This window comes from Agreia sp. Leaf335 (assembly GCF_001423605.1).
In the GTDB taxonomy this organism is placed as follows: domain Bacteria; phylum Actinomycetota; class Actinomycetes; order Actinomycetales; family Microbacteriaceae; genus Agreia.
The window spans coordinates 235,681-250,109 of record NZ_LMOQ01000004.1; the positions used below are offsets into that span (position 1 = coordinate 235,681).

Consider the following 14,429-nt stretch of genomic DNA (forward strand, 5'->3'; position numbering starts at 1 on the left):
TCAGTCGCGCGGGCCGTCCGCACGTGACCGCAGTCACGTTTCGTCGTGACCCCAGGGGCGGGCCGGATGCCTGGCGGCTCCGTAGCGTGCTGAATATGACCACCGCACCCCTCGCATCCACCCCACCTGCCGCGCCCACCTCGCCCGCGTCGTCGCCCGGGTCTCCACGACTCGGCGTCGGCCCGCTCGGCATAGCCGTGCGCGTCGTGGTGGCCATCGGCATCCTGCTGAGCGCGAACGTCATCGCCGGGCTGTTGCCCGCCGTGCTTCTGCTCATACCCGGAACGACCGAGATCGTCGAAGGCTCATCGCCGTGGGTCTTCGCGCTGGGGTTCGTGCTGCAGGCGATCGTGCTGTGCATCGTGGTGCTCTGCGTGTGGCTCTGGATGCGGTGGGTCGAGCGCGCCCCGATTCGCGCCGCCGGGTGGCGTTGGGGCAGGCGTTCGATTCTGTGGCTGCTTCTCGGAGTCGCGATAGCGGCGGGGAGCGCGTTCGCGGCGATCGCGTTGCTGCCGGCGACCGGACCGGTGCTCGACGACTCGCAGTTGCCCGGCGGCGAAGCGACCCCGCTGATCATCGCGCTGTTGATCGCCTATTACGTCGGGCTCGCATTCGTGCAGCAGGGCATTCCCGAAGAGCTGCTGTTCCGCGGCATGCTGCTGTGGCGACTGCGCGAGCGACCGGCGCTCGCGGTCATCGTGACGACACTCGCATTCACGGTGATCCACCTCGTGTCGAGCGGCGGGCAGCAGTCGGTGGGGGAGCAGGTGATCTACCTCGCACTGCCGTTCGGCTTCGCGTTGCTCGCTGTGGGCCTGCTGCTGTGGACGGGTTCGCTATGGGCGGCCGTCGGCGTTCACGGCGGGTTCCACGTGGGCAACTATCTCGCCGTGGCGTTCCTGCACCAGGTCGAGCCGGTCACGTCGTGGCTCGTGATCGGCGGGGTGCAGGCGGTGCTCGGACTGGTGCTGGTCGTCACCGCTCTGCGCCGAGGCAAGCGCATCTTGCACGGCGAGAGCTGAGTCGCGGGTCGGCATCCCTGTGCTGGCGCTCTAACTCAGGAAAAAGCGGCCTGCCGAGTGCGAATGCTGCCGATTCTGGGCACTTCTCCTGAGTAGTGACGCGCCCGGAGCACCCGCTCTACGCGCCGCCGTGCTCGACGGGGTCGGTCCAGTGGTCGAGCGCCACGGTGAAGCCGTGGATCAAGCGTTCGAAGCTGCGATCGATGTCTGCCTTGAGGGCGAATCCGCCCGTGGTCTCGAGAGAGACGAAGCCGTGCAGCAGCGACCGGAAGGCACGGATCGCATCCACCGAATCGTCGCCGTCGAGTCGGTACGCGGTGAGCACATCGGCGATCACCTGCACGGCAGCCATCATCGTGTTCTCGTCTTCGACGTCTCCCGGGGCTGCCGGAATCTGCGTGACGTCGTAGCGGCCCGGGTGCAGGATCGCCCAGTTGCGGTAGGCGTGCGACATCGCGAAGATCGCGTCGGAGCCGGATCTGCCGACCGCCGCCCGCGAGATCGCCTCTCCGAGCTCGCGCTTGGCGAGCAGGGAGACGCTTCGATGCAGGCCCGCCAGGGAATCGAGGTGCTTGTACAGCGACGGTTGCTTCACTCCGAGCCGTTCGGCCAGGGCCGCCAGGGTAAGGGAGTAGAGCCCCACCTCATCCGCCATGACCGCGGCCGTCTCGACGACGCCGTCGCGGGTGAGGCCCGCCCTAGGCAACGGCGGTCACCGTGGCGAGGAAGCCCAGGACAGCGGGCGTGGTGATGTCGGGCCGCTGCGACTGGGGGTAGTGGCCCGCGTCGGGAACCATGACGACCTCGGCCTTCAGCTTCGCCCCGATCCAGGTGGCCTCACCGACAGGGTCCGTGAAGTCGGGATCGGTCTCGCCCATGATGACGATCGCGGGTGCCGACACATGCGCGAGGCTCGCTTCGGCGGGGGCGTGGTCGGTCTGATTGGTCGTGAGCGAGAACGCCTTGCCGTATCCGGGGCGTTTGAGGCTCGCGATCACCGTGTCGCGGTACTGCTCGAAGTCGGCGGGCTTCGTGCCCTTGTAGAGCGTGGGCATGTAGGCCTTCCACATCGTGGACACCCAGAGCGGCGCCATCATCGCGCGGAACAACCAGATCTGGAACGCCGATGCGTGAGGATTCCGCACGAACGGTCCGAGTAGCACCAGTCCGGAGACCTTCTCCGGGTGTGCGGCGGCGACGATGACGGCCGCGCCGGCTGCGAGCGAGTTGCCGCCGATGACAGCCTTTCCGCCCAGTTCGTCGATCAGAGCCTCGATGTCGCCGGCGGTCGCAGAGTCGCCGTACGACGAGAAGGTGCTGTCGCTGTCGCCGTGGCCCCGGAGGTCGGTGGTGGCGACGGTGTAGCCCGCGGCGAGAAGCTCGGGAGCCAGGAAGCGGTAAGCGGCGCGAAGATCGCCCATTCCGGGAACCAAGACGACGAGAGGGCCGGTGCCCTGCACGTCATAAGCGATGCGGCCTTCGGGCCGGACGATGTAACGAGTCGAGGAGGAAGTTGTCATGTGGCTAGTATGCATTCCTGTTTAGCTAACGTCAATAGCCAGAGTAGATAACGAAAGAAAAAGAGGTGCCGGCCAGGCGCGCACCCGGCCGGCACCTCGTTTTCGAGCCGGGGTCAGTAGTACTCGCCCTGGCGGTAGTCCCAGCTCGAGAACGTGTCGGCCAGCAGTGACATGATCCGGTCGACCGCCAGTCCCTTGCGAATCAGCGTCGGCGCCGGCGTGATCGATCGCTGACCGTTCTGCTCGGGCACGAGGGTGCCGAACACGTCGACCATCGACACCATGACGCCCTGCTCGTAGCGGCTGTCGGCATCCTTGTCGGGCTGGATCGACGCGACGTAGTCGTCGGCCTCGATGATCACGTCGGCAGCCTCGAAGATGCGCCCGCCGATTCCCTCGACGAGGCCCCGGTTGCCCTTGCCCGAGGGGTTCGCCGAGCTGGCGAAGGCGATATTTCCGTGCTTTTCATAGAGCTCGCGGGCCGTGTTCTCTGCGGGAAGCCCGAACTTGATGACGAAGCACGACGTGCCCCGGGTGTCCATCATGAGCTCGTCTGAACCGTCGGCGGGTAGCGACGCCCTGCCCGATTCGCTCCAGGGCAGGATGCATCCCAGCAGCACGTCTTCATTCCAGCAGCGCTCGTAGAGCGAGTCGATCTCGGGAGTGAGCTGGGCCAGCTTGCGCAGCATCTCGAGGGAGCTGACCAGCACGACGCCCGGCTTGTTGCGGTTGCGCTCCTTGGCGTCGAACTTGCGCTCGAGACCCTCTTTGTCGCTCGTCATGATGATGTAGCCGACCTTCGTGGCCACGACGGCGATGCCGCCCTCGCCCGACAGCAGGTCGACTGCCTCGGTCGGCGTGCCGCCAGTCCAGTGGATGGGTGTGGTGCTCATCGGGTTCCGTTCAATGATCGTGACGCGGTGAATTATGGTCTTCGCCCAGTCGATCTCACTAGACGATCGTCTGAGCAAGATGATCGTACGGTCGGCGCCTTGGTGCCGGATGCCTGACGGCGGCTTTAGCGGCGGTCGTTCAGCGTCTTCAAGGCGGGGGTGAAGCTTGAGGTCCGTTTGCGTGCACGACATGCGAGGTCGCGACAAATGATGCAGTCGCGGGACTTCTCTATCGAGCAAGATGGCATCAACGAGGCAAGTGGGGGAGCAATGACTGAGCCGCACGTCGTGGAATCGACCGCTGACACCATCCGATCCGGTTACCTCGACCCGACAGCTCCGCCGGTCGTATCGATCCCTTCCGGAGATCGCGTGTCTTTTCCCCACACATGGACCCACTGGGGAAACGAGGCCGTGTTCGGCATGACGTTCGCCGAGCGGGAGCCGCTGCGCCACAAGTATCCGCAGGGCCCTTACTCGATGCTCGGCCCCGTCGAGGTCGTCGGAGCCGAGCCTGGAGATGTCATCGAATGCACCATCGAGACGCTGCGGACCCTCGATTGGGGCTGGAACAGCTTCCCTCTGGGCGTCGGCGCACTGCCCCATGATTTCTCCGAGCCCTATCTGCACTACTTCCGCTTCGACGACGACCGCCGGAGGGCCGAATTCGTTCCGGGTGTCGAATTCGATCTGGACCCCTTCGTGGGAGTCATCGGCACCGAGCCGGCCGGGGAGAGTGCGACGAGCGCCATCCTCTCTGGACCGTATGGCGGCAACCTCGTACTGAACTCGCTCACGGCGGGCAGCTCTGTCTTTCTTCCCGTGTTCAAACCGGGTGGACGGGTCTGGTTCGGAGACATCCATGCCGTTCAGGGCGATGGCGTCGTCGACCAGACGGCCATCGAGACGGCCGCGGAAGAACTCGTGATCCGCTACGACCTGCGCAAAAACGTTGCCTTGTCTGGGCCGTTGGTCGAGACAGAGACGGAGTGGATCGGATTCGGGTTCAGCGACACTCTCGACGACGCGCTCGTGCAGTGTCTGCGCGGCCTCATCGCGTGGCTTCACGCCGCGGCGGGAATCACGGAGAGTGAGGCCTACGCTCTGTGCAGCCTCTCGGTGAGCTTTCGGGTCACCCAATTCGCGAACCAGACCGGGTCCGCGTATTCGTCAGTACCCGCGAAGACGGTTCATGGCGTGGTTCCGAAGAGGGTGTTCTCGCCCGACAAGGTGGCACAGATCAACGAATGGCTGAGGCCCGCGACGTGAGCGTTCTGTCCGGCGCCGATCAGCAACAGATCATCGCGGTGGTTCGGCGAGCGGATGAGCTTGCGACAGCGCGCGACGTCGACGGGTATCTTGCTCTCACGACACCCGACATGGTGCTGGATGGAACCCAGGGTTCCGCCTCTGGCCGCGACGCAGTTCGGTCGGCGATTGGTGGCATCTGGGCGGCTGAACCTGTCGGCACGCGGCATGTCACGAGCGATGTCGTCGTCACACCAGGTGATGACGCGACCGCGGATGCCCGCTCCACGCTCACCCTCGTGGAGGCTGACGGCGAGGTGCGCGCCGTCGCCAGCATCTCGCAGTCACTGCGCAAGACGGGTGGCACGTGGCTCATCGCCCGCCGCTCCGTCGGTGGCGGCTAGGTCTGGATGCGTCTGAATGGCTCCCGGATGCACTACGCTGATCGTGTTCACTGAACACGTTCATTGGAGGAGTCATGGCAGCAACACGCGTAGAGCTGCGCGAAGCGACCCGCGAGAGGGTGCTCGCCGCGGCGGACCGACTCTTTCGTGAGCGCGGCTTCGAGGCGGCGACGATTCGAGACATCGCAGACGCCAGTGGCATGAGCGTCGGCTCGGTGATGGCCGTAGGAGACAAGAACGCTCTGCTCGTGCGGATCTTCGACGGTTTGATCGAGGCCGGCCATGAACGCACGACCCCCGACTCAGGCGACGACGCGTCATGCGCCCAGAGCATGGTGAACCTCGTGCGGCCTTTCGTGTCTTTGTTCGCGAGCAGGCAAGATCTTTCCCGGGTGTACGCCTCGATCCAGGTTTTGGGAAAAGAACCGTCCCCCCTCTTCTCTCGTCTCGCCGTGCTGCTCGTAGACGACATCTCGGCCGCGATCTCGCGTCACGGATGCACCTCGCCCAGAGCCGTCGCGCCCATCGCCCAAGCGATCTACTTCGCCTATATCGGCACCCTCTTCAGCTGGTCGGCGCGCCCCACGATCGACGAGAACGAGCTCGCCGACAGCCTGCATGCCACGTTCGCCGCTATCTGTACCTGCAAGGAGCAACCGAGATGATCCTCATTCCCGACGTATGGTGGCCGGCGGCCCTTCTCGCACTGGTGCTGTTCGTCGATGCGGCCATGTCAGTGCGCCCGCCGAAGTTCATCAGCGACTGCCTCGACGGTGTCAACTTTCCGCGCGACTGGTGGTGGATCTTGGTCGTCATCAAGACCCTGGCAGTGGTCGGTCTGATCGTGGGCATCTGGGTGCCCGGCGTCGCCTTCTCTGCGAATGTCGGTGTGATCGTCTACTTCTGCAGCGCGGCGGCGGCACACGTGCGAGCACGCAACACCGGGCAAGCATTCTGGATGAACTGCCTCGGCATGCTCCTGCTCTCCGTCGCGGTCCTCGTGCTGTCGCTCGCCCTCTAGCCTCAGCGGCGACCGAACTCTGCGATTAAGGCGAGGTCGGCGCGTCCTCGTCGGCCGCGACGTTCTTCTGCACCGCGAACTGCGTGCGGTGCAACTCCTCATACCGCCCGCCTGCAGCCAGCAGCTCCTCGTGCGTTCCCCGCTCCACGATCGAGCCATCCTCGATCACGAGAATCTGGTCTGCACTGCGGATCGTGGAGAGGCGGTGTGCGATCACCATTGCCGTGCGTCCCTCGAGCGCCTCGCTGAGGGCCGCCTGCACGGCAGCCTCCGAGGTCGAGTCCAGCGCCGCCGTGGCCTCGTCGAGGATGACGACCCGTGGCTGGGCGAGCAGGAGTCTCGCGATGGTCATCCTCTGGCGCTCACCGCCCGACAGCCGGTAGCCCCGCTCGCCGACCATGGTGTCGAGCTGGTCGGGCAGCGACCGGATGAGCGGCTCGAGTCGCGCTCGTCGCACGGCGTCCCACACGTCGTCGTCGGATGCATCCGGCCTCGCGAGACGCAGGTTAGAGAGGATGGTCTCGTGGAAGAGATGGCCGTCTTGGGTCACCATGCCGAGGGTGTGCCGCACCGAGGCGAAGGTGACATCACGCACGTCGGTACCCCCGAGACGCACGGCGCCGCTGTCGACGTCGTAGAGGCGCGAGAGCAGCTGCGCGATCGTGGACTTTCCCGCGCCGGAGGTACCGACAAGGGCGACGGTCTGGCCCGGCTCGATCCTGAAGGACAAACCGTGCAGAACCTCCTCGCCACCGCGGGTGTCGAGCGTCGAGACCTCTTCGAGCGAGGCGAGCGACACCTTGTCGGCAGACGGGTAGGCGAAGCGCACATCGTCGAACTCGACAGACACCGGACCGTCGGGCACGGATGCGGCGTCGGCCTTCTCCTGGATGAGCGGTTCGAGATCCAGGATCTCGAAGACCCTCTCGAAGCTGACCACCGCGCTCATGATCTCGACCCGGGCGCTCGCGAGGCCGGTCAGCGGTACGTAGAGGCGGGTGAGCAGCAGAGCCAGCGTGACCACGTCGCCGGTGTCGAGCTGGCCGGCGAGGGCGAGGAAGCCGCCGAGCCCGTAGACGAGCGCGAGGGCGAGGGCTGAGACGAGCGTCAGGGCGGTCACGAAGACGAACTGCAGCATCGCGGAGCGCACCCCGATGTCTCGCACGCGGGCGGCGCGCACGCGAAACTCCTCGGCCTCGTCGTCGGGCCGGCCGAACAGCTTCACGAGGGTGGCGCCGGGAGCCGAGAAGCGCTCGGTCATCTGCGTGCTCATAGCGGCGTTGTGGTCGGCGGCCTCGCGGCGCAGGGCAGCGAGTCGGCTGCCCATGCGGCGTGCAGGAAACAAGAAGAGGGGCAGCATGATCACGGCCAGGATCGTCACGAGCCACGACGTGCTGAGCATGACGATCAGGGTGAGGATCAGCGCAACCACGTTGGTGACCACCCCGGAGAGTGTGCCACTGAAGGCCTGTTGAGCGCCGATCACGTCGTTGTTGAGGCGGCTCACGAGGGCGCCGGTGCGGGTGCGGGTGAAGAATGCGATCGGCATCTTCTGAACGTGGTTGAAGACGGCGGTGCGCAGATCGAGGATCACGCCTTCGCCGATTCGTGCCGAGTACCAGCGCGTCACGAGCGACACGGCGGCGTCGGCCACGGCCACGAGGGCGATGACGACGGCGAGCCACACGATCGTGTTGACCGCGCCCCGGGCGACGATGACGTTGACCACCTGGCCGGCGAGTACCGGAGTTGCGACGGCGAGAAAGGCTCCCACGACGGAGAGCGCGATGAAGATCACGAGCTTGGCCCGGTAGGGCACCGCGAACGTCAGGATGCGCCGCACGGACTCGCGGGAGAAGCCGTGCTTGCCGTCTCTGGCAGACGAGATCTTGTACAGCGAGCTCCAGGCCGCGCTCTCCATGCTCATAGCAATTCCTTTCGAGGGCACCGGGCCACAATGAAAGTCTGACTGGTCATGCTCGAGGTTCTGACCAGCGGGCGCCCGGCTTGACGAAAAGACGTCGATCGAGAGGGGCTCTCGTCAGATCGAGTACCCGAGCGCCGCCGCCCCGAACGATGCGAGGGCCGTGCCGACGGCGTAGATCGCCGCACGCATCCATGTGCGTTTGAGCAGCAGGTCGGCGCTGTCGACGCTCGCCGTGCTGAAGGTCGTGAAGCCGCCGCAGAATCCCGTGCCCGCTATGGCGAGCCACGCAGGGCCGGCCGGCGCGAGAGCCGAACTCATGATGAGCCCCAAGAGGAACGACCCGCTGACGTTGATGACCAGTGTGCCGACGGGGAACGACGTGCGTACCGCGTGTTGGATGGCTCCGCCGAGAACGAGGCGAGCGACGGCCCCGAGCCCGCCGGCGACGGTGATCGCGATCACGGTGAGCGGCAAGAAATCGTTCATCGGGTGCTCCCGGATGGCGGCCCCGTGACGAAGGTCTCGACGAGACAGCGGCCCGTCACGGCAGCGATGGTGGCGATGACGATGCTGGCCACGGCGAGAAGCGCCGCGTCGCGCACAGAACCGCGCACGGCCTCAGTCGCAACCGCGACGGAGAAGGAACTGTAGGTCGTGAAGCCGCCCATGAAGCCCGTGCCGAGGAGCAGTCGGAGACGGCGTTGAGCGAGCGAAGTCTCGACCCGCAGCTGCACGAGCGCATAGATCACCGCGAGAGCGAACGAGCCGACCACGTTAATGATGAAGGTCGTGTGCGGCAGATTATGCGCCGGAGTGATCAGGTCGAGCGACTCCCTGGCGAGGGTTCCGACGGCTCCGCCCACAAACACCATCCACACCGCCGACCAGGTGCGATAGTCGGGCTTCGGCGCATCCGGAGCCGGTGATACCGCTGTCTGCCGGCCGGGGGCACTCATGACGCGGGTTGTTCTTCGCGCGGTGCGAACAGGCGCGGATACACGAGCGCGGCCAGCGCTCCGCCGAGCAGGGGGAACACGATGAAGACCCAGGTCTGAGAGAGCCACTCGGGCCCGCCGAAGAGGGCCGTGGCGATCGACCGCGCCGGGTTGATCGACGCGTTGTCGATGGGCAGCGCGACCAGCAGCATCGACGTGAGAGTGAGGCCCACCACCAGCGGAGCCAACGGCGTTCCCTTGACCGGGTGGGTGGCCGCGAGCACAACGAACACCAATACCGCCGTGGCGATCGTCTCGACTGCCGCAACCGGAAGCAGTCCGTACTGCCCGGGTGACAACGAATCGAAGCCATTCGACGCGAATCCCGACGCCACGGCCTTCTCGAGAAAGCTCTGCTTCGCTCCGGATGCGAGCCCGTAGACGGCGGTCGCCCCCACGATCGCGCCCACGATCTGAGCGATCAGGTAGATGGGCACCAGGCGCCAGGGCAGGCGTCCCGCGATCGCGGTTCCCAGCGTCACGGCCGGGTTGAAGTGTCCGCCCGAGATCGGACCGAACGCGAACCCGCCTGCCGTGACGGCCAGGCCGAGTGCCAACGCGACGCCCAGGAGACCCGTTCCGGGCTGCGCGGTCGCCCCATTCGAGTCGGGTGCCGTGAACAGCGCTGCTCCGACGAGGCCGAAGACGAGCAGGAACGTTCCTGCGAACTCGGCCGCGGCGCGCGAGCCAGGGCGAGACGCAGCGGGAAACGGCCGGTGCTGGGGATTCGTCATGCCGCCAGGCTAAAGAAGGTCTCGCGGCGGCCACTCACACTGTTGTCGCGAGACGGTTCGACGAAGTGAGCAACCTCTGACTATGCCGAGCGAACGGCCCGTCTGGCGACGCCGAGAGCGGCCGCCGCCGCGATGGCCACCGCCCACGGCAGCATCGGCCCGGCCCATTTCGCGGATGCGATGACGACGGTTTCGCAGATCGCCCCGAGCGGCAGCATGAGGATGCTGAGAACGCGGATGAACTGCCCAGACGAGCTGCGTTCGGCGAGGGACTCCATCGTGCTGGTCAGCGTGCCGGTGACGTAGGTGGTCGTGACGCCGGAGCGATCCGAGAGGCGTCTGGCCGCGACTGTTTGCAGGGCCAACGCCGCAGACGCGAGCGCCACCGCGAGAATCTGGCCGTTCGGGGCCGTGGCCCATCCGGCGACCCAGACCAGCACGACGATCGTCTGCAGCACGATCGAGCCGATCAAGAGATGCGTCCAGGTCGTGGCGCGGGGCGAGGTCGTCGGCACACGATGCGTACTCGTCAGCCGGAACCCGAGGTAGAGAAAAGCCGCGAAGGCCAGGATCGCCGTGACGGAACCGATGAAGGTCTGTAGGAACTCGGGTCTCGTGAACATGCCGCTCAAGATGAGGTTGCCGGTCATGTTGGCGGTGAAGATGCCGCCGAGAGCGAGAAACGCGAACGCGTCTGCCGCGCCCGAGCCGAACGAGAGCAGCAGCAGGCTGGCGTGAACCGTGCGCCCGCCTGAATCACTCGGGGGTGTCGACGTCATCGAGAGTCGATGCCTCGTCTTCTGCGGCGTCGTCCCCGCTGTCGTCGAGCTCGCTGAGAATCGCTTCGGATGCGTCGGCGTCGGCCGGTTCGCCGGCGAATTCGAATCCGTCTTGGTTGGGGTCGCTGGGCAGGCTCACGATGTCGCTCCGGTCTGGTCTGATGGGCTGGCAGATCTCGTCATCACATGAACCCCGCGTTTTTGAGCATGACGACCAGGTCGTGCCAACCGAGGTTGTGGGTCGTGGGGTGGTACTCGATCTGATCGAGAACGCGACGGGCAGCGGGTGTCAGGTCGCTGGGCACGTGCATGGCTGTCCTCGTTCCCGTGGCGCGCCCCGGCGTCGGCTCGCTGACCCTCTCAGCTGCCCTCCGGAGCGCGAGTGCGACGTTACTCCGGGGGCTGCGCGCACCTGCACGACAAACGTCTGAACCCTCGGGCTTTCGGATTCGGTGTCTGGCGCGGCTGAGATCTTCTGAAGGGGGCCGTCAGCGCGGCGCGACGACGGCAGGCAGGTCGCGAGTGAGGACGAGCACGATGTCCTGCACCTTCCAGTCGATGTCGATGCACTCCTGGCGCGCGGATTCGAGCTGATCGAGGGTCGGCACCACGTCGTCTTTCGGAATGACGAACGACTCGACGTGAAAGACATGGCCTTCGTCCCGCATCCGGCTGCCCGCGTCGGCGACCCACGGGAGCCCGCGGAGGTGATCGTCGATCTGCCCGGCGATCGGGTGGGGCTTCTTGTCGTCGAAGGTGGTGGCCCGTTCGTCCATGAGATCGGCCAGCGCCGCGCGCAGGTTTCGGATGCCGTCGAAGAGGATGCTGCCGGCGATGAAGATGGCCGCTGCGGCGTCGAGCCACCAGAGGCCGAGACCGATTCCCGTGACGCCGACGATCGAGCCGACCGCGGTCATCCAATCGGCCTTGTTCATATCGGCGTCGGCGTAGAGAACCTTGTTGTGCAGCTCGTCAGCGAGTTTCAGCTTGATGCGCCCGATGATCACGGGCGGCAGAGCCGTGCACGCCATGACGATGATCATGAGCCACCCGAGCCAGATCGAGGCTCCGAACAACTCGATCGTGCCGATGGTGGGGTGTTCGGCTCGGATGAGCCCGATCGACGAATCGACGAGCAGATAGCTGCCCATGGTGGCGAGCGCCACGGCGGCGACGAGGTGCCCGACACCGACGGAGCGATGAAAGCCGTAGGGATGCCGTCGGGTGGGGAGTCGGCGGGTGACGCGCACGGCGACGAGGAACGCGATCGGCGGAATGAACGACAGCAGGTCTTCGATCCAGGCGGCTTTCATCGCCTGGGAACTACCGAGTACGAGAAAGACGAGCGTGACGGTCACGGCCAGAAAGCCGATGGTTATCCATTCGAGCCGGATGGCACGACGAAGGATCGTGGCTTGGCGTTCGGGGAGCTCGGTGTGCCCGAAGCGCACGGTCTCGCGGCTCATGAGCTGTGCTCGCGACTGTAGCGGCTGAGAAACGTCTCGAGCTCGGAGATGAATGCGTTCTCGCCCATCGGAGCGAGCATCACCAACTTGAGCACGCTTCCGTCGTCATCGGTCACGTCGTCGTACGAGCGGGTGACGCCGGCCTTGTCCGACCACGGTGTCTCGTCGGTGAGCCCGCCTGCCACGAGGTCGAGCTCGCCGTCTTCGAGGTCACGCACCAGTTCTTCTTCTGACCCGATCGTCCACTCGACGTCGGCGTCGAGGTGGTCGGCGAATGCCTCGATGGCCTCGACCTCCGTGCCCGTCGGTTCCGTGCCCGTCGGTTCGTCGTCGACGCCCGTGACGTCGACGAAGGGGGCGTTCGGAGATATGCCCGCTCGAAGCACACCTCCTCGCACGGCGTCGAGTGTGCCCGACGGGTCGGAAGGGATTGTCAGGCCGCATCCACACAGTGACAGCACGCTGACCAGAGCCAGCCCCGTCCTCAAGTCGCGGCCGAATCGCAGCCGTGAACGCCGTCGCATGCTCGCCTTCCTCGTCGTGAACGAATCCATCTTGCGCCACCGCTGGCTCTTCGGCCACTCGATGGTGGCGAGGGTTGCGCATCGCGGCACGGCCTCGGATAGTGGAAGCTTGGCGCGACTCTGCAGGGGGCGGGTCGAGGACGGGAACAATGACGCGCGGCATCATGTGGTTGTACATCGTCGGCAGCCTGCTCTCGTTGCTGACCGTGGCCGTGTTCGTGGCCTTCTGCTGGTAGGCCGCAGCCACGAGAGACAGACTCTTCTCGTGGGACGCCAACGCCGTCATCGGCATCGAGTTCCTTCTCCTCACGCTGGCGACCGCAGCCATCATGATCGCGGAGTTCTCGAATAAGGCGAGTTCCGCCGTCGACCCCGACGGCGGACTCTACGGCCGCGGCGCCAACCATGTCGATGTGCCGCGCCGCAGCTACCTCGAGCGGGTGCTCTGGATGCTCGTGCCCATCATCGCGTGGACGGCCATCTTCTTCACGCCCCTGTTCATCGCGAACGCGGATCAGAGCTGGGACTGGAACGCCTATCGGCCCGGCACCTACGACGAGATCGTTGTGATCGCCAACGCGTTCGCCGCCGCCGGAAGCTTCGGTGTGATGCTGTTCTCGCTGATCAAGGCGATCGGCTATGACACCGCAGACCGCCTAGGCCTGACCCCGCGACGCATGCTCGTGACGAAACAGGGCAAGAAGGGCAAGAAGCCCCGAAGGAAGGTCGTGACGCAATGGCCCACCCCGCAGCGCTACTCCGGCTTCTTCACGTTCGTGTCGTACATGTGGCGACTCGACCTCATCTTCGGATTCATCGCGATCAGCTTCGTCGGCACTCTGCCGTACACACTCGTGCACGGCGAGGGATACCCCGCCGCCGATCTGTGGGCACCCATCTCGGCGGCGGTCCTCGGTATCGCAGGCCTGGCGATCGCGACGAATTCGTGGCGATCGGGCGAGCCGCTCACCGCGGGGGAGTCGCTCACAACCGGCGTGCTCTAGGTCGAGAAGGTGTTCGGACACGAGCGCTGCAGCTGAAGGGGCACCGACGAAGCGGCGCTAGGCGAGGCGCGTTCCGTCTTTGGGTTCTGCGTGAAGAAAGCGGCGCAGGGCCGCGTAGCGGTACTCCTGGTAGAGACCGTGTAGAACGACGAGAAGCGCGGCGGTTCCCAGCCCGATGAGAATCGACGGGGTGGCCTGCTCGGTGGACTGCACGATGATGATTGCGACGCCCGCGCCGGCCACCATCGAGTTCACCACTGCGATCGCCGTGGCCGTCGTAAAGAACACTCCGATCCAGGAATGCCGGCGGCCGATGGGGAGCATCTCGTTGGGCGCGTGCGGCCCGACGGGGCGGGGAAAATACTTCGCCGCTCCCGGCAGGAGCGTGGAGTAGACGGCGCGGATGCGCTGGATGGAGTCGAGAGCCGCCACGTCTTCGAGGGAGGTCTCGACGAGCCGCTCGTATGTGAAGATGCCGAGCAGAAAGACGACCGGGATGATCACCATGAGGAATCCCAGCGCATAAGCCGTCTGGGCGAGAAAGCCGAAGGCGACGAGGCTGCTCGACAGCGTCGTGAGGTACAGGGCGGCTCGGCTGCTGGCCTCGCTCACGGTGATGCTGCGTGCCGACTCGAGCACGAAATGCTCGTTCATCAGCGCGCTGTAGAACGCCCCGGCCCGATCCGACAGCGCCGCGATCGCCTCGTCGGCGGTCGGCAGATCATGCGACGTGGTCGGCGGCACAATCGCAGGGCGCTCGTCGTCAGCCATGGAGGGCTCCTTCTCAATTGGGGCTGCGGGCTTCGAATCGACCTTTCATGGCTCAGCACGCTGTAACGCAGGAATAATGAGGGTCTGCGTGCAGAACTTCCTGATTCCAGTCACTTTTCCT

Annotated in this window: 19 protein-coding genes; 6 read left to right on the forward strand and 13 right to left on the reverse strand. The window is 65.7% G+C overall.

Translation table 11 applies throughout. The annotated features are described in order from the left end of the window. Positions 1-95 precede the first annotated feature (95 nt). Complete coding sequence (locus ASF79_RS15565; RefSeq protein WP_162239097.1) at positions 96-1,022, forward strand: CPBP family intramembrane glutamic endopeptidase; 927 nt, start codon at positions 96-98, stop codon at positions 1,020-1,022. A gap of 118 nt (positions 1,023-1,140) precedes the next feature. Here the strand turns inward: ASF79_RS15565 and ASF79_RS15570 are convergent, their stop codons facing one another. The 3 genes from ASF79_RS15570 to ASF79_RS15580 form a co-directional block, all read right to left on the reverse strand. Further along, entirely contained in the window at positions 1,141-1,728 is a 588-nt protein-coding gene (locus tag ASF79_RS15570; protein WP_055856665.1) for a TetR/AcrR family transcriptional regulator, read from the reverse strand. After that, positions 1,721-2,542, reverse strand: coding sequence for an alpha/beta fold hydrolase (locus ASF79_RS15575; protein WP_055856668.1), 822 nt, complete (start codon positions 2,540-2,542; stop codon positions 1,721-1,723). Before ASF79_RS15575 ends, ASF79_RS15570 begins: the two co-directional genes overlap by 8 nt. A 113-nt stretch (positions 2,543-2,655) precedes the next feature. Further along, complete coding sequence (locus ASF79_RS15580; RefSeq protein ID WP_055856673.1) at positions 2,656-3,435, reverse strand: L-threonylcarbamoyladenylate synthase; 780 nt, start codon at positions 3,433-3,435, stop codon at positions 2,656-2,658. Between the two features lie 270 nt (positions 3,436-3,705). Here ASF79_RS15580 and ASF79_RS15585 point away from each other — a divergent pair, with 270 nt between their 5' ends. From ASF79_RS15585 to ASF79_RS15600, 4 genes are all read left to right on the forward strand, one after another. Continuing rightward, positions 3,706-4,704, forward strand: coding sequence for an acetamidase/formamidase family protein (locus ASF79_RS15585; protein ID WP_055856676.1), 999 nt, complete (start codon positions 3,706-3,708; stop codon positions 4,702-4,704). Then, entirely contained in the window at positions 4,701-5,087 is a 387-nt protein-coding gene (locus ASF79_RS15590) for a YybH family protein (RefSeq protein WP_162239098.1), read from the forward strand. The genes ASF79_RS15585 and ASF79_RS15590 overlap by 4 nt, the downstream gene beginning before the upstream one ends. Positions 5,088-5,161: 74 nt before the next feature. Beyond that, positions 5,162-5,752: a TetR/AcrR family transcriptional regulator gene (locus tag ASF79_RS15595; RefSeq protein ID WP_055856682.1), complete on the forward strand. Its 591-nt coding sequence runs from the start codon at positions 5,162-5,164 to the stop codon at positions 5,750-5,752. Beyond that, positions 5,749-6,108, forward strand: coding sequence for a DoxX family protein (locus ASF79_RS15600; RefSeq protein WP_055856684.1), 360 nt, complete (start codon positions 5,749-5,751; stop codon positions 6,106-6,108). The genes ASF79_RS15595 and ASF79_RS15600 overlap by 4 nt, the downstream gene beginning before the upstream one ends. Before the next feature lie 25 nt (positions 6,109-6,133). Here ASF79_RS15600 and ASF79_RS15605 read toward each other — a convergent pair whose 3' ends face one another. From ASF79_RS15605 to ASF79_RS15635, 9 genes are all read right to left on the reverse strand, one after another. Then, positions 6,134-8,035: an ABC transporter ATP-binding protein gene (locus ASF79_RS15605; protein WP_055856686.1), complete on the reverse strand. Its 1,902-nt coding sequence runs from the start codon at positions 8,033-8,035 to the stop codon at positions 6,134-6,136. Between the two features lie 114 nt (positions 8,036-8,149). After that, positions 8,150-8,521, reverse strand: a complete 372-nt coding sequence (crcB, locus tag ASF79_RS15610) for a fluoride efflux transporter CrcB (protein WP_055856691.1) — start codon at positions 8,519-8,521, stop codon at positions 8,150-8,152. Continuing rightward, on the reverse strand, positions 8,518-8,991 hold the full coding sequence (locus ASF79_RS15615; protein WP_082495978.1) for a fluoride efflux transporter FluC: 474 nt from the start codon (positions 8,989-8,991) through the stop codon (positions 8,518-8,520). The genes crcB and ASF79_RS15615 overlap by 4 nt, the downstream gene beginning before the upstream one ends. Beyond that, positions 8,988-9,764: an aquaporin gene (locus ASF79_RS15620; protein ID WP_055856697.1), complete on the reverse strand. Its 777-nt coding sequence runs from the start codon at positions 9,762-9,764 to the stop codon at positions 8,988-8,990. The genes ASF79_RS15615 and ASF79_RS15620 overlap by 4 nt, the downstream gene beginning before the upstream one ends. A gap of 80 nt (positions 9,765-9,844) precedes the next feature. Further along, entirely contained in the window at positions 9,845-10,543 is a 699-nt protein-coding gene (locus ASF79_RS15625; protein ID WP_055856701.1) for a DUF1275 family protein, read from the reverse strand. Further along, positions 10,521-10,682: a hypothetical protein gene (locus ASF79_RS17440; protein WP_156366293.1), complete on the reverse strand. Its 162-nt coding sequence runs from the start codon at positions 10,680-10,682 to the stop codon at positions 10,521-10,523. Before ASF79_RS17440 ends, ASF79_RS15625 begins: the two co-directional genes overlap by 23 nt. 43 nt (positions 10,683-10,725) lie before the next feature. Beyond that, positions 10,726-10,854, reverse strand: coding sequence for a hypothetical protein (locus tag ASF79_RS17810; RefSeq protein ID WP_268751150.1), 129 nt, complete (start codon positions 10,852-10,854; stop codon positions 10,726-10,728). Between the two features lie 177 nt (positions 10,855-11,031). After that, positions 11,032-12,009: a cation transporter gene (locus tag ASF79_RS15630; protein ID WP_055856704.1), complete on the reverse strand. Its 978-nt coding sequence runs from the start codon at positions 12,007-12,009 to the stop codon at positions 11,032-11,034. After that, positions 12,006-12,533 carry a transporter substrate-binding domain-containing protein gene (locus ASF79_RS15635; protein ID WP_055857269.1) on the reverse strand — a complete coding sequence of 176 codons (528 nt, stop codon included), beginning with the start codon at positions 12,531-12,533 and terminating at the stop codon, positions 12,006-12,008. Before ASF79_RS15635 ends, ASF79_RS15630 begins: the two co-directional genes overlap by 4 nt. Positions 12,534-12,862: 329 nt before the next feature. Between ASF79_RS15635 and ASF79_RS15640 the strand changes: the two genes are divergently transcribed. Further along, on the forward strand, positions 12,863-13,537 hold the full coding sequence (locus ASF79_RS15640; protein ID WP_055856707.1) for a hypothetical protein: 675 nt from the start codon (positions 12,863-12,865) through the stop codon (positions 13,535-13,537). A gap of 57 nt (positions 13,538-13,594) precedes the next feature. Here ASF79_RS15640 and ASF79_RS15645 read toward each other — a convergent pair whose 3' ends face one another. Next, the gene (locus ASF79_RS15645) at positions 13,595-14,308 is read right to left on the reverse strand and encodes a hypothetical protein (protein WP_055856710.1); all 714 of its coding nucleotides are present in this window, start codon (positions 14,306-14,308) and stop codon (positions 13,595-13,597) included. Between the last annotated feature and the right edge of the window lie 121 nt (positions 14,309-14,429).